The organism is Mucilaginibacter gossypii, from assembly GCF_017569325.2.
GTDB lineage: Bacteria > Bacteroidota > Bacteroidia > Sphingobacteriales > Sphingobacteriaceae > Mucilaginibacter > Mucilaginibacter gossypii.
Genome location: NZ_CP071878.2, coordinates 4,369,500 through 4,384,239, shown reverse-complemented (window position 1 = coordinate 4,384,239; position 14,740 = coordinate 4,369,500). Strand labels below are relative to the sequence as shown.

The window sequence follows — 14,740 nt, the reverse complement described above, 5'->3', positions numbered from 1 at the left end:
TTATTATTTGCCCATGCAACGCAATAATTGCATGGCGCAGAGTTGTTGGTGACAACACCAACAACGGCGTAGACTATAAAAGCGATGTCATTGCGAGGCGCCGCATGGGTAAAGAGCATCTGGGGCGACGTGGCAATCTCGTAGCTATACAGATCGGATACGCATGGCTACGAGATTGCCACGCTGTGCTTATAATGACATTTTTTATCTGATTCTTTACTTCAACCAAACCGTTTGCGTGTAAGCACCATCAACGGCGGCATCCCAAACTTCCAATCGTGCCCATTTGCGGCCTTTCATGTTCAACACTTTGTTAAAAGTTTTTGTGCGGAAGGCCTGGGTTGAGGTTAAATCGATCCGCTCACGGTAAACCTTTTTACCATCACCTGAAATGATTTCAGCAAAGTTGAGCGGGAATGTCCAGCTGGTTTTAAAACTCACAGTGCATTTGCCATCAGCCGGAAGAGTAATGGTTTCGCCTGATGAATGGCCATTCACTGTAAAATCTTCGATTAAAACTTCGCCGGTGGTAGAGAAAAATTTGCCTTGCTCCAAAACATCAAGCACCGGCTGCCAGCCATTTTTATATTGCGGCTGTTTGGCAAGTTTCAGGTAGTTTACATTGAGATGTGCGTACATTTCGTTTTCAGGTTCGATGCTGAACAAGTCTGCTTCGGAAAGTATTTTCTTTTTCAGCCCCCAATTATTCATATCATCCATCAGGTCAAATACCCGTTTACCCAAACGCGGTTCGGACAGATCGGCCGGTAAGGCTTTCCAGGCTGCGCCCAAAAATCTGTCGGACAGGTAAAAATCTTCCTTCTTATAAGCATCCGGGAAACCGGTTGATCCCTTTGTACGGGCATGCGCTGTCCACGCCAAACCATTTTCGGCTTTAAGCAGGTTCAGCATATCGGCTTTGTCACCAATGTGGTAAACTTTGCTATGTTCGGCATCGGTACTTTCAAAAGGCGTACCCGCCTTGCGCGACATGATCCAGTAAACCGGCTTAGGGAAAAATGCCAGCCAATGCCCGCCGAAAAACTCATTAGGCTCCTCGCCGGGCAGCAGCAAAAAATTAGAATCAGACAAGCGGTTACACTGATCAAACAGCGCTTTTAATTCTTTAAGGCGCTGCTCATCCGGTCCTTTAGGGTGCGCTGTGTAATGAAACTCAGCCAAATGAACTATGTTGATGCCTTGACGCTTTAATACTTTTACAAACGATGGGCTATCAGGCACAGGCTTACCCGCCAGTACAACGCTCATGATAAACTCGTTATGAAAATGGCTGGCCATGGTTTTATAACCCGGCAAAGGTTTGTAACTGTCATCATGGGTAAATTGCTTAACATTCGTCAGCAAAGCATCTGGGCCATCAGTTCCTAACAGACAAAAAAAGTTGAGCCGTTGTTTGGTTCCCGGAGGGGCATTAAACCAGGGCACAAAACGTTTATCACCCTGTAACTCCTGCCGGATACCAAGGCCAAAACCCGGAAGCAGGTTGCGATAATTACTGCCATACCATACAAATTTGAGATTAAAGGCTTCATCCAAAGGATAAAAATACTGGTGCGGCGCGGGAAACACGGCTATGCTGCCCTTATCGTTGCTCCCGATGATAGTACGGTATTTTACAGCAAGATTTTTAGCAGTATCAGGCTTACTGACATCTTCTGTTTGCAGGTGTTCATACACGTCACTGTAATTGACAGCTTTAACCGGGTTGGTTTTCGCTACCAAGCCGGCATCATACAAAATAGCTGTCGAATCAATTTGGGTTGATACAACTGCTGCAACGTTAAATAAGGGTTGCCCGTTGTAAAGTGTAATTTCCAGATCGCCCTTAAAATTGGGGGCTTCTAATCCGGGTATGGTAATTACTGTTCGGGTGCCTTTGTTGCTTACGCTGATGCCCTTTTTATGAAAATCTATTTTGTATGAATGGTGAGGTTTCAGCGGTACTTTATCAAAAAAGATGTTCCAGCCGTTTTGAGAGATGAGGTCACGCTTACCTTCTGTAAGGATAAACTGCGGATCGATATTTTCAATTATCGGCTTGTAAATACCTCTTTTACTTAACTGTACGCTGGTAAATAGCGGTTGGCCATTTTTTAAATTTAAAACAAGTTTAGCCTTGCTGTTAATCCCTGCCGGCCAGGTTACCGTTACGTTTGCGGTATTTGCCATTACACTTACGCCGGCTGCCGGTTTAAAGTTTTTATTACCTGATACCTGCGCCTGAACTTTAAAAAAAGCCAGCGACAGTAATCCGCAAAGTGCAAGATGTTTTAATTGATGAACCATGTTGTATTTATTTAGTTACTACCGGCCAGCCGTTTTGATATTTGATAGGGCTGGTACACATTACCCTTCCCTTTTCCTTATGGGCTATTTCAATTGCATGATAAGCTATAAATTTGTTTCCCTTTTCGTCGGTAAAAATAGAATTATGACCAGGAGCCGTGTAAACAGCATCTTTAACCAATATAGCGCTATTGAGGGTTTTATCACTTTCACCCAACCTTAAAAACGGGCCAAGCGGATTATCGGCCTTCGCTATCATAACCGCGTAATTGGCACCGGCACCACAACAATTATCGCCCGAATAATACAGGTAATAGGTCCCGTTATCATAATCAAGCCATGATCCTTCAACCAAATTGCTGTAACTTTTATCCTTGCCCGGCTCAACCACAACTGTTGGCTGTGAACCTTCTTTAAAGTCCGACCAGTCATCTTTCATTTCCTGTACCCTCAAAGGCTGGAAGTCCGATCCCCAGTAAAGAAAATGTTTCCCGGTTTTAAGGTCAACAAAAGCTTTTGGATCAATACAGTGAAAACTCGGGCCTTTCATAAATGGTGTACCCCGGTCAGTGAACGGGCCAAGCGGGTTATCAGCATAGGCTATCCCCATCCATTTGCCGGTCAACTCATTGGGATCGGCGGAAAAGAACATGACGAATTTGTTGAGTTTGGCATCGAAGAAAACATCCGGTGCCCAAAAGTTTTGGGTATTAGAAGCCCATGAAGGTTTTTGAGGCAAAGCGTCACCCGCATATGTCCAGTGTTCATGATCGGTTGACCAGGCCACCTGGATATTGATCATCTTTCCATCACCACCCGGCGATTGGGTTGCGTAGGCATAATACTTGCCATTGTGACTGATCACTGTAGGATCGGGGAAATCCCTGTCAAGCACAACGTGGATAAGGCCGCTATAGGGTGCTGACTGCTTAGCTGGCTCAACTTGCTGAGCATGGCTGCGGCAGGCGGTCATAGTGCCGAGCATGCCCAGCATCAGATAATTAAAAAACTTCTTCATAGGTGTCATTGGTTTATAACTCGGACCAAGACTTACGAAGTTTTTAAAACTTCGTAAGTCTGTAATAAACCTGCATTTCAGGTGATAAGCAGATTTGTGTGATAGGTTAACGCGGGAGACGAACAGGAATGGATGCGTCTATATTTAAAACGGTGGTTTCAGCATTCGGAAATCATCTGCATATCCGCACATGTGAAATTCGCACATCTGAAACTATCTTTCGGTCAATTTCTTGATTAGGTTTGTTTCCTCCGGGATGTAGGCAGTACCATCCTTACGGAAAATATCATGGAACCAGAGTTTAGGTTCTTTGCCATCAGGCATTGGGGTATCCCAGGCGTAAATAGTATTGGTTTTACCGCTTACAAAACCCCAGTTTATAGCACCCACATTTTCTTTTTTTAGCATTGGTAATACTGTGCCAAACAGACTATTGCGCGGACGGGCCATATATTCGGTACAAATTAAAGGGCGACCGTTCATTTTCAAAAATTGTACTGTTTTCAGATGATCACCTTCAGGCGTATAATCATGATAGGTTACAACATCCGAATTAGCTATCTGAAACTTGTTCAAATCCTCCAGGTCCCAACGCCAAACACCGGCACTAATTGGTTGACTCGGATTTACCTGTCTTGCCCATTTAAACACACTTTTAAGTAACGGTAAGGTTTTGTTCCCTTTATCCGAGTTGCCCGGTTCGTTGTACAGGTCCCAAAGCAAAATGCGTTTATCATTAGCGAAGCGCTTCAATACATCCTTTACATATTTTTCAAGCACAGGAGAGTTGGCTGCGTTATCAGATGCAGGCTGTCCCGGATCCTGCATCCATCCCGAATTGTGAATACCCGGTTTTGGCTCTGGTTGTTTACCTATTTTAGGTACTTTATTCCAGCAGTCATCAAAAAATACAAACATGGTTTTTACGCCGTGTTTACTTGAAATAGTCAGGTATTCGTCCATGCGTTTTTTGAAACCTTCCGGATCCTGTTTCCAGGCTAAATGGTGCAGGAAAACGCGCATTACATTCATACCAATCCCTTGCGCATAGCCTAATTCTCTATCTATCGTTTTTGGATCGAAAGTATCGGCCTGCCACATTTCCAACTGATTGATGGCCGTACTTGGAATAAAATCGGCACCAACCAGCCATTGCTGCTGCGCATACCATGTTTTTGCCTTCTCCTGCGACCATACCTGCGCCGGCGCTTTTTCCTGCGCCATTACCCTCATCCCCAATGGCATTGCTAAAGCAAGCGCCAATACCTTTAATTTTGTTTGCATTTATAAATGTTTAATAGTTTAATTCTTTCCTTTTTAACTCCCCTCTTGAGAGGGGGCGCATAGGATAGTGTGATGGTAGAGGTGTGTTTCTTCAGCGTTTATTCGTCGCTTTGTTAAACACACCCCTCCGCCCCTCTCAGGAGAGTAATAGCCCATCAAGAGGCAGTAGCCATTTTGTTAATTAAAAAGTTAAACACCTGGTTATTGCCTCTATTGTTATATTTAAATGTGAACTCATTCAGGTATGATTGCAAATGTCTGAGCGATACTTTATGGTATTGACCATATATCCCCCGTTTTAACAATGTCCAAAAGCCCTCAATCGTATTGGTGTGATACTCTCCCCGGGCATACTCTTCTTTTTCCTTGTTTAATACCTGATGTTCACGGAATATTTTATTTAAACCGGCATATCCACCAAAGCCGTCCGTTACAATAGTAGCATCTGTGCTCACTGATTGTTCAACAATGGGTTTGAGCGTTTTCCCATGTGCCTTATCTATGACCTGAAGCTTTAGACGGCCATCCCGCTCCAATAACCCAATCACGGGCTGTTTATCCTGCATGCCGGTGACCTGCAAATTATTATCGCGCCTTTCCTGCCGCTTTTTCTTTGAGTGATTGGCTTTTTTACCACCTAAATAAGTCTCATCTACCTCAACAATACCCTTAAACAAACCGCCATCCCCGCCGTCCCGCATGGCTTCCCGTATCCGCATCTGCAAATACCAGCCTGTCTTACGATTGCATCCCAGATCCCTGCTTAACTGACGTGCAGATAACCCCTTTTTCGCATTCAGCATTAATGAAATAGCCAAAAACCATTGCGGCAAAGGAAGTTTGGTGCCCTCGAAAACAGTGCCGACCAAAACGCTATAGCTGCGGTTACAGCTATTGCAAATATGCCGTTGGCTTTCCTGGCGCTTGCTGCTCCGTTTGCTGTTGCAATACGGGCATTCTGGCAATCCTTGCCATCTTAATCCTTCAAGATAGTCTATGCAACTGGACTGATCTGGAAAACGCTTAATCGTCTCTATGATATTCATTATCATAAATATACAAATTATTCCTGCCTTTTCATGGGCTATTACTCTCAGGAGGGGAATCGCACATTCCCTTGCCTTTTACTTTTTATTACACACGCCGCCGCTCGGCTCCAGCCGAGTGGCAATTATCCCAAGGCCTCTGGCCTGCTGCTCCAAATTCGGCGGCCAGAGGCCGCTTAATAACTGCCACTCGGCTGGAGCCGACCGGCGGCTAAGATTTGCTTATTTATTCTTTATCACTTTTCCCTTCACCATCCATATCTCCGTTCCATTCCCAAAGGCATTGGTTGATGTAAGTGCAATGATGGTATCATCATTAAGCACACACAACGAGTTCCAAAGCCCGTGTTTATCAACCGGAATATTGAACGGTGCTGGTACACTCATAAAATTTTCAGCGTCGCTATTCCCTAAAGCTACCTGCATACAAGCCTGCTCCCAGTTATGGTTGCGGTTTTGCGTACTTTGATAGGATAGTACTGTTTCGCCGCTTAGCAGTTGCCTTAAAAAAGGCGCTCCGGCGTAAACTGTATCCTGCAATTTGGGTGTGAGCGCGTATGTGCGTTCGGTATCATCGGGGCCAACCGTTTTTTTCCAATTTTGGCCGATGCTGTTGCGGATGATAGACGGTTTAAAAGTTGCACCGGCATTATCCTCTATCGAAAAAGCAATTTCATTTTTTCCTTTCAGGATGACGGGTACCGGCATACCATCCCTATGGCCCGGCCTGAAAGATACAATTTGAGGCTGTTTTGTCCAGTTTAAGCCGTTATCCTTCGACCGGAATATGGAAATATTTTGCTCGTTTGATTTGGTGTAGACACCCTCGTTTGAAAAGAACAACTGGATCTCGCCCGATGGCAATTGAATCTGCGATGGCTCCCAGCAGCCATCATCAAAATTATAACGAGCCTGATAAATCAGGCGTTCATCCGTCCAGGTTTTGCCTTTATCGTAGCTCTTTTTTGTGCAGATGGCAAAGTGTTTGGTTGTATCCCAAGCACCGTTTACTTTATGTGGGCGAGGGTTGTATGATGCCAGTAATGAATGGTCTTTCAACTCCAGTATCTCGGGCACTGCCATGTTTACGCCCGGCACTGGCCGGGTAATTATTACAGGAGGCTTCCAGCTTTTACCTAAATCAGTACTTGTAATGCATTCAATACCTCCGGCACTTTCATAAACACAAAACAGGTTGCCATTACTCAACTGGATCATGCGGGCGTAATTGCCGTTTTTGCTCCCCACCTGTTTTAAGGTGGTTTGATCCCAGGCAATGGTTTTATTGTTAACGGCATAGTGTTGCCCCAGAACCATCACCGGGGCAAACACACCCATTAACCAAATGAATATCTGCCGCATAACCAATTATATTTTCTATATTTTTGTCGATAGTTATTTGACATCGGCCAACCAAAAACCGAATGGCTTATCCCTGTCGCAAATCAATGTTTCGCCGTTAAACTCCAATTCGGCAGCATGGATGGATGTGCGCTTGGTTGTATAGCTGTAGGCACCATCGGCATCAAGCCCACCATCTTCAAAATGCTTTTTACGACCGGGGTGGGTAAAGTAAATGATATAAGCATGGCCTTCACTTACTATCACATCGGCGTGAGCTCCTGTTGGTGTATCTTCCGGCCGATGACCAGGCTTATCCAGCACCAAGCCCTGATGCTCCCAGGTTTTGGCATCTTTTGATCTGTAGACACGCTGACCTTGCCACTCATCGGTAATCATCCAGTAATAATCTTTAAACCGGAAGATCTTTGGCCCTTCATGTGCGCGGCCTTCAATAGCAGGTTTATCATCAGCTTTCCAGTTTACCAGATCATTACTTTCGGCAGTCATGGTGATGCTGCCAAGCTTTTGATCCTTGTACCACATATGCCATTTGCCATCTGGCAGTTTCATGAGTGTTGGGTCTATGATGTTATGATCGGGCAAGTTCAGCGGCCCCTCATATTTCCAATCCCATAGGTTTTTACTGGTGTAATGTACCAGGTGCGAATCGCCGCCCCACTGGCTGTACACTCCGGGGATATATACTACAAACATGTGGTATACGCCTTTATCAAAAACCACATCGGGTGCCCAAAAAGTGTTTTGACCTCGCTCATGCTCCAGGTTCAGCGCACCACGATAAACCCAGGTATGCCCGTGATCCTTCGAAGTGGCAACACCAATAGCGGTACCGTAACAAAATGCTACTCCCGGCGATTGTACGTTGGCCCGGCGCTGGGTATATAACATTGTCCACTCTTTTTCGGCTTTGTTATAAACCAAAACAGGATCGGCAGCGCCATCGTAAATCGGGTCGCGGTACAGCGGTGATGGGGGCTGATTTTTAACCTCAGCATCCTGTGCCAGGGCGGCAAAACCAGCCATCATCATTAAGCCGCATAGTATTCCTTTTATCATGGATGCATTTTTCATTATTCAGCAACCGGAAAAGCCGAAATCCTTAACCTTGCGCCTCCCATAGGCACCAGCGTAAGCTCTTTAGCAGGTTCTGCTGTTTTCACCGGACTTTGCGGCAATACACCACATAAGCCCGTTTCATCAATTTTCCAACCGGGTAGCTGTTTTCCCTTAGCTTTTAATTCAATAGGCGCATTAGCGTTGGTAAAAGGGTTATTATCCTTTGGCCATGCGCGGTGAATAACCTCTATTGATTTTTCAGGGTGTTGCTCATCTATCAGCAAACCATAGTTCCATGGCGATGCAGCGTAGATATTGTAAGAAGGCCATTTTTGAGGATCGGCACCCGGCTGCCAGTGCGAATCGCCCTGAGCATCTTTCAGGTTATCTCCTTTGGTATATTGCTCTTCTATTTTCAAAGAATAGGTAAGCGGGCCATAGCTAACACTTACGCTATTTTTGTTTTTAGCCCATTCCTTCACCTTAAGCTGCATTGGCAACTGAAGCGTTACTTTATCGCCATTTTTCCAGTTTTTAGCTAAGCGGATATAATCGCCTGTTGAGGTATTTACATCTACAGCGACGCCATTAACTTTTACCGATGCGCCTTTGCACCATTCAGGTATGCGCAGGTAAAGCGGAAAATCAACTGCTTTAGGTGTAGTAACCGTAAAGTTGATCTGATCTTGGAAAGGATAGTGGCTTGTTTCTGCGATGCTTACCGCAGTGCCATTACCAACTTTTGCGTTTACCTTACCTTCGGTATAAAGCAAGGCGGCAACGCCATTATCAGGAGTAGCCATCCAGCTGTTTTCGGCATAATATACCCAGCCTGCGGCATGGTTATGCTGGCAACAGCGGCTACCAAAAGGATTCATCATTAAAAACGGACCTTCATTGGCAATGCCCGGATGGTGGTTTTTACCATCACTCACCACCATGTTAGGTGCAGTTAGATAACGTAAAGCACGATAATCGGGCATAAAGGCAGCCGGGAAGGTATTGAAAGCTACGTCCTCGCAATTCTCTGCCCAGAAACGGTCGCCGGTATTGCCCAATAACATCTGGTCGGATGTCATTTGCTCTACCAAACCACAGGTTTCTACTGCCTGACGCGGATCATCATAACCTTTACGGGCATTTTCATCAGCACCGAACATACCGCCCGGAACCTGGCCATAGATATCACGAATCAGTTTGAAATCGTTATAGGTAGCATCCAGATCTTTTTTATCATGACTTTGCAGGTAATAAGTTGCCGGCTCACGGAAACACTGAGCTACGTTAACATTATGCCAGTTGGGCAGGTTATTAGCCTGGCGCCAGTCGGCTGTATTTTTGTCAAGTTTGGTAGCTAAGTCAAGCAAAAACTTATCGCCGGTGCGGTTATACAGCCAGTAAACGCTTAGCATGTTATCGCCGCCGCGGCTGTTTTCCCAGTAATCTTCCAAAAATTTATTATCAGGCGTAGCTAACTCATACTTAAAGTATTTTGTCATGAAAGGGATAACGCGGGGATCTTTGGTGTATTCGTAATATGATTGCAGGCACCAAAGCATCGGCATGTTAGTCCAAAGGTCGCGATTACCGTTATGTTCAACCGCCGGACCAAAATCACCGTTGTCACGCTGATTATTCAATACTGCATCAATCCAAAATTTGGTTTCGGCAATCATCTTTTTATCCTTCAGCGTGTAAGCTATATCGGCATAACCTTTTAGCCAGTAGGGAAGTTCTTCCCAACCATATTCACCTTTGCCCTCTTTGTTAAGCCAGGCATTGTTGGTTTTTGAAAGCCATACGCTGATCTCGCCCAGGTTACCTGTTAAGCCGTCGCGCTGCAGCTCCATCATTTTTTTGAGCCAGCCGCCAGCTTCAATGCTACCTGTAGGCAATTTGGTAAAATATTGCCTTTGCAAGGGGGCGCGGTTGTTTATATAAAAAGCATTCGCGCCTTTGTTATCAACCGTTGTTACTGTGGTTGCTTTCACGCCCTGGGCATTCACAGTTGCAAAGCCCGCACAGATCATGGCCACAGAAAGACAAACTTCCCTGCGTATTAATTTTATACTGTTTTTTATAGTCATTACGTAAAGATATTATTTCACCAGGGCAGGATCATACAATTTGCTATTGGCTTTTTGTAACAATTCAACAGGCATTTTAATAACCTTACGGTCATAAGTCATGAAGCCGTTCACTTCGCCCTCCACATCTGTTGTTTGTGTATATACTGCTGCCGAAAGACCAACCTTAATCAACTCCTGTAACCTGTCGGTAAAGGTTGAATATCTTTTAAACAGGTCGTCGCCGTTTTTGAAGTTTTGATACCCCCAGTTTTTGTTAGCCTGCCAGGTATGGCCGTCAACCGGCCAGCCCAAACCACCAAACTCGCCAAGTACCACGGCTTTGGTTTTACCGAAAATCTCGGGACGTGGCATAGCAGGGTGCGGATAGTTATGCAAATCGACAATGTTACCGGTATCGTAGAAGTTGCCACCGCTGGCACTGTTCACCAAACGTGATGGGTCTTTTTTCATCGTCCATTCGGTGATCTCCACGGTTTTAAACTGGCCCCATGCTTCGTTAAACGGTGTCCATACCACAATGCATGGGTAGTTGTATAATGAGTTCATGATTGCATTCCACTCTTTACGGTAGTAGCCTTCAGATTCGGGAGTACGCTGCTGATCGGTAGCGCCGTCAAGCACACCCGGGCGATTTTCCCAATGGTTACCTAAATCGCCGCTCGGCATATCCTGCCAAAGCAGCATACCTGTTTTATCGCAGTAAGCATAGTAACGTGCAGGTTCAACTTTAATGTGCTTACGGATCATGTTAAAGCCCATTTCCTTAAGCTTATCAATATCAAAGCTCATGGCCTCATATGTTGGCGGGGTGTATAAACCATCAGGCCACCAACCCTGATCAAGCGGGCCATATTGAAATACAAATTTGTTGTTCAGCAACATACGCTGGATACCATTAGCATCGGCACCAAGCGAAATTTTACGCATAGCAAAGTAGCTGCCTATTTCGTCAACCGCTTTGTTATTGCGGATAAGGGCAACTTTCAGGTCATACAAAAACGGATCGGTAGTTGACCATAAGTGCTGATCTTTGATATCCAGCACGGCGGTTTCGCTGGCATCAATCGTTTTTTCGGATACAAGGGTTTTGCCGGTCCAGGCGCTGATCTTCAGTTTATCGCCCGGCTGGCTATTTGAAACTTCGGCAGATACCGATAGTGTGTGATCGTCAATGTTAGGGGTTTGTTTGGTGGCTTCAATGTGTGTTTTAGCTACACCTTCCAACCAAACAGTTTGCCAGATACCGGTAACAGGAGTGTACCAGATCCCTTCGGGCTTTTTAACTTGTTTACCACGCGGCTGCGGACCATCGTCTGTTGGGTCCCATACGCTTACGGTAATTTCTTGCTTTGAACCGCCTTTTAACAAAGGGGTAATATTAAATGTAAAAGGATCAAAGCCGCCTTCATGGATACCGGCACTTTTACCGTTTACAAATACTTCGGTACGCCAGTCAACCGCACCAAAATGCAGCAGTACGTCTTTACCTTTTAATGTTTTGTTTAAGCTGATGGTTGTTTTATACCACAACATGCTATCCTTGCCCACCGTTTTACCCACTCCCGACAGGGCAGATTCAACCGCGAAAGGAACCAATATTTTTCCTTCATATTTGGCAGGCCCTGTGGTTGCTTTAGGCACTATGGCATAGTTCCATAAACCATTGAGGTTTTGCCAGTTGCCGCGTACCAATTGCGGGCGCGGATATTCGGGTAGGGGTGCCTTAGGGTCAACCTTTTCGGCCCAGGGGGTTGTGATCCTGTCTTTTATCAAATGCCATTCGCCTTGCTGTGCATTGGCAGATAAATAGGTAGAAATAAAAAGAGACAGGCAAAGCGATAGTTTCTTCATCAGTTAAATGGTGTGTAAGGATATTATGTTAATTTAAATTATGCAGGGATATAAAAATGGCCCCCACCGCAACGGCAGGGGCCGGTAATTTATTGTATGGTTATTTTTGACACTGGTGAGAAAACAAGATCTTCAACACCGGCAATTTTTAAACCAATACGTGCAAATACATAATTCTGAGTAGGAGTTATAGTAGGCACGTCAAAGCTCAAACTCAGGTTGGTCATACTTGTAATGGCAGAACCTGCAATTGATGGCGGATCGCCATCACCTATACGGTAACCACCTGACACAAACTGTGTTTTGTTAACATATAAATAAACACGATCGATGTTTTTTGCATTAGCATCAGTGATTATTTTCTGTATATCAAAAGTAGCTGTTACTTTTCTGCCGGTTGCTGTAAACTTGGCATTTTGTACCAGGTAATAAGGGGTTACCTCAATATCAACTGTTTGGCTGCCTTTTAGGTTTACGGTTAAACTATCGCGGGTGCCGGCCGGTAACTCTTTCCACATAAAGGGGCCCTGGTTTGCAGGGATAGTGAATTTGTAGGTACCATCAAACAATAACTGCGCATAGTTACCATCGGGATCAAAGGTTCCCTGTATGGCCGATTTTGTTGCAAAACCTGGTTGATATATTTGGTAAGGGACAGCGTTATACTCAACGTTTATAGCTTCGCCTTTGTAAACCAACCTGCCGCTCAGTCTTGATGTGGGCGCATCGTAATTGTCTTTCTTACAGCCCGAGGCAGCAAGAAAAAGCCCGATTAAAATATGATGAAACTTGATTTTCATAAACACTTTTCTTTAACTCTTATTGATTTGGTTGTTTAACAATTTTCGGGTTTGCTGCTATAACATCGTCACCAATGCGTGAATAGTAGTTACCCAACAGGAACCTGTTTGAACCTGTAACCGGCGATGGTTTTGTTTCCTTAAATATCCACTTTCCGTTGTTAACATCACCCGGATTATAATATTTATATGGCCACAAGCCAAATGGTTGCGTACTACGTTTAGTTGCTTTACCAATATTAGTAACCAGGTCAGCAACTGACATTGAGTTACCATCCCAAACGGCATCAGCAATTCTCCAGCGTTTCATATCAAATAAAGTATGACCTTCAAAAGCAAGTTCAACACGGCGCTCATGAACAATACGGTCAAAATAATTAGCTGCGGTAAGCACCAATGGAGTAGTAAGGCCAGCCCTTACACGCACTTGGTTTAAGTAGCCTGAAGCCTCTGCATAATTACCTAATTCGGCATCTGCTTCGGCAGCGTTCAGCAATACTTCGGCGTAGCGGTAACGGATAAAGTTAACATCACTACCACGGCCACGGCGACCAGAACCTACAGTTGGATCAAGGTATTTGCGGATATAAAAACCGGTTTGAGTACGGAATTCTGCGCCGTTAACCGGGCCATCTTTACCTACAACCTGTACTTTACCCAAGCCCGGAACATCCTGTGTAATAGTAGCATCGCTGCTTGATATAACAGTACCGTTACCTAATTGATAACCTGCATATACCTCGGTACGTTTACCTTTAAACAATCCATTAGGCAATAATACAGTACCGGCAAGCCTTGCATCCCTGCCAGCAAACATATCTAACTGATCGGTATAGTAAATAGGGTTACCTGATCCGTCTTTAGTTGCCATTGGGGCATAAGTATTGTCAAGCTTTTCAAATGCCTCAACCAGGTTTAATGACGGGTTTAACCTGCCTGCGTCCAAACCTTCGTCTGAAATTGAGAAAGGTTGGTCGTTGGTGGTGAAGCCGTGTGTTTTACCACCGTTGGCCTTGAAATCCTCAACCCAGATGGACTCCGAGCTGCTTTTATCAAGGAACAAGTTGGCAAAGTTATCGCTTAAATCAGGTAATTGTTTGTAAAGCGAATAATTACCAGCTGTGCCAGATATAATCTCTTTAGCAGCAGCAAGCGCTTTAGTGTAATAACCGGTAGCAGCACTGGCCGGGATACCTACTTCTCCGCCAGGCAATGAAACCTGAGGTGTTGTGGCACCATACTTAGCTATTGAAGCAGCATATAAAGCAGCCCTTGATTCCATAGCCAATACAGCAGCAGGGGTAGCCCTTGATTTTTCAGAAACGTTAACCGGTAATAAACCTTTTATTGCTTCTGCCTCGCTGATGATAAAGTCATAAACTTCCGACTCTTTTGCACGTGGGATCTGTAAAGCTTCAACGTTGCCAGAGAAATCGTAGTTAAGCGATTTGGTGATCAATGGAACCCCGCCCATTCTTTTTACCAGCTCAAAGTAATACTGAGCGCGTAAAAAACGGCCTTCGGCAATAAACTGGTTTTTCTGTGCATCTGTTAACTTGGTAGCGGCAGTAGCGCGCTCAATAAATAAGTTCAGATCACGAACATATTTATAATCCCATGTACCCCATGAGCCAAAATCCCAGCCTGTACGCTGTACTATATAATAGCTGCCATTTTCTGAAGGGAACGATTCGCTGAAATCAGCAAATGATGCCCAGCCGTTATCCAGGCCAGAAAAATCATAAACACGGTTATATAGGTCAGCAAGAATGGAAAGTACAAGGTTAGGGTCGGAGAATGCGACATCTGAAGTTACCACCTGCTTGGGCGGTACATCCAAAAAGGCACTGTCTTTTTTGCAGGCACCTGTAACTAACAGGAGTGCAAATGTTGATATAATGGTTGTTTTTTTCATTTGGTTTA

At 44.8% G+C, this 14,740-nt stretch carries 10 protein-coding genes; all 10 read right to left on the bottom strand.

The genetic code is table 11. The features are described 5' to 3' along the window. Positions 1 to 216: 216 nt before the first annotated feature. A complete protein-coding gene (locus J3L18_RS18265) occupies positions 217 to 2,307 on the bottom strand; it encodes a CehA/McbA family metallohydrolase domain-containing protein (protein ID WP_129568452.1) in 2,091 nt (696 codons plus the stop codon). A gap of 7 nt (positions 2,308 to 2,314) precedes the next feature. Beyond that, positions 2,315 to 3,325: a glycoside hydrolase family 43 protein gene (locus J3L18_RS18260; RefSeq protein ID WP_189549099.1), complete on the bottom strand. Its 1,011-nt coding sequence runs from the start codon at positions 3,323 to 3,325 to the stop codon at positions 2,315 to 2,317. A 213-nt stretch (positions 3,326 to 3,538) separates the two neighbouring features. After that, positions 3,539 to 4,609 carry a cellulase family glycosylhydrolase gene (locus tag J3L18_RS18255; RefSeq protein WP_208102418.1) on the bottom strand — a complete coding sequence of 357 codons (1,071 nt, stop codon included), beginning with the start codon at positions 4,607 to 4,609 and terminating at the stop codon, positions 3,539 to 3,541. Positions 4,610 to 4,764: 155 nt separating this feature from the next. Continuing rightward, on the bottom strand, positions 4,765 to 5,655 hold the full coding sequence (locus J3L18_RS18250) for an IS1595 family transposase (protein ID WP_189549506.1): 891 nt from the start codon (positions 5,653 to 5,655) through the stop codon (positions 4,765 to 4,767). A gap of 222 nt (positions 5,656 to 5,877) precedes the next feature. Then, positions 5,878 to 7,017 (bottom strand): sialidase family protein, encoded by a 1,140-nt coding sequence (locus J3L18_RS18245; RefSeq protein WP_129568611.1) that lies wholly within the window; start codon positions 7,015 to 7,017, stop codon positions 5,878 to 5,880. Between the two features lie 33 nt (positions 7,018 to 7,050). Further along, positions 7,051 to 8,076, bottom strand: coding sequence for a family 43 glycosylhydrolase (locus J3L18_RS18240; protein WP_129568610.1), 1,026 nt, complete (start codon positions 8,074 to 8,076; stop codon positions 7,051 to 7,053). A 14-nt stretch (positions 8,077 to 8,090) separates the two neighbouring features. Then, positions 8,091 to 10,163, bottom strand: coding sequence for a beta-L-arabinofuranosidase domain-containing protein (locus tag J3L18_RS18235; protein ID WP_223266122.1), 2,073 nt, complete (start codon positions 10,161 to 10,163; stop codon positions 8,091 to 8,093). 12 nt (positions 10,164 to 10,175) lie between these two features. Then, positions 10,176 to 12,017, bottom strand: coding sequence for a glycoside hydrolase family 2 protein (locus J3L18_RS18230; protein ID WP_129568609.1), 1,842 nt, complete (start codon positions 12,015 to 12,017; stop codon positions 10,176 to 10,178). Positions 12,018 to 12,106: 89 nt separating this feature from the next. Continuing rightward, positions 12,107 to 12,817: a DUF3823 domain-containing protein gene (locus tag J3L18_RS18225; RefSeq protein WP_091172242.1), complete on the bottom strand. Its 711-nt coding sequence runs from the start codon at positions 12,815 to 12,817 to the stop codon at positions 12,107 to 12,109. Positions 12,818 to 12,836: 19 nt separating this feature from the next. Further along, positions 12,837 to 14,732 carry a RagB/SusD family nutrient uptake outer membrane protein gene (locus J3L18_RS18220; protein WP_091172244.1) on the bottom strand — a complete coding sequence of 632 codons (1,896 nt, stop codon included), beginning with the start codon at positions 14,730 to 14,732 and terminating at the stop codon, positions 12,837 to 12,839. Positions 14,733 to 14,740: the final 8 nt, after the last annotated feature.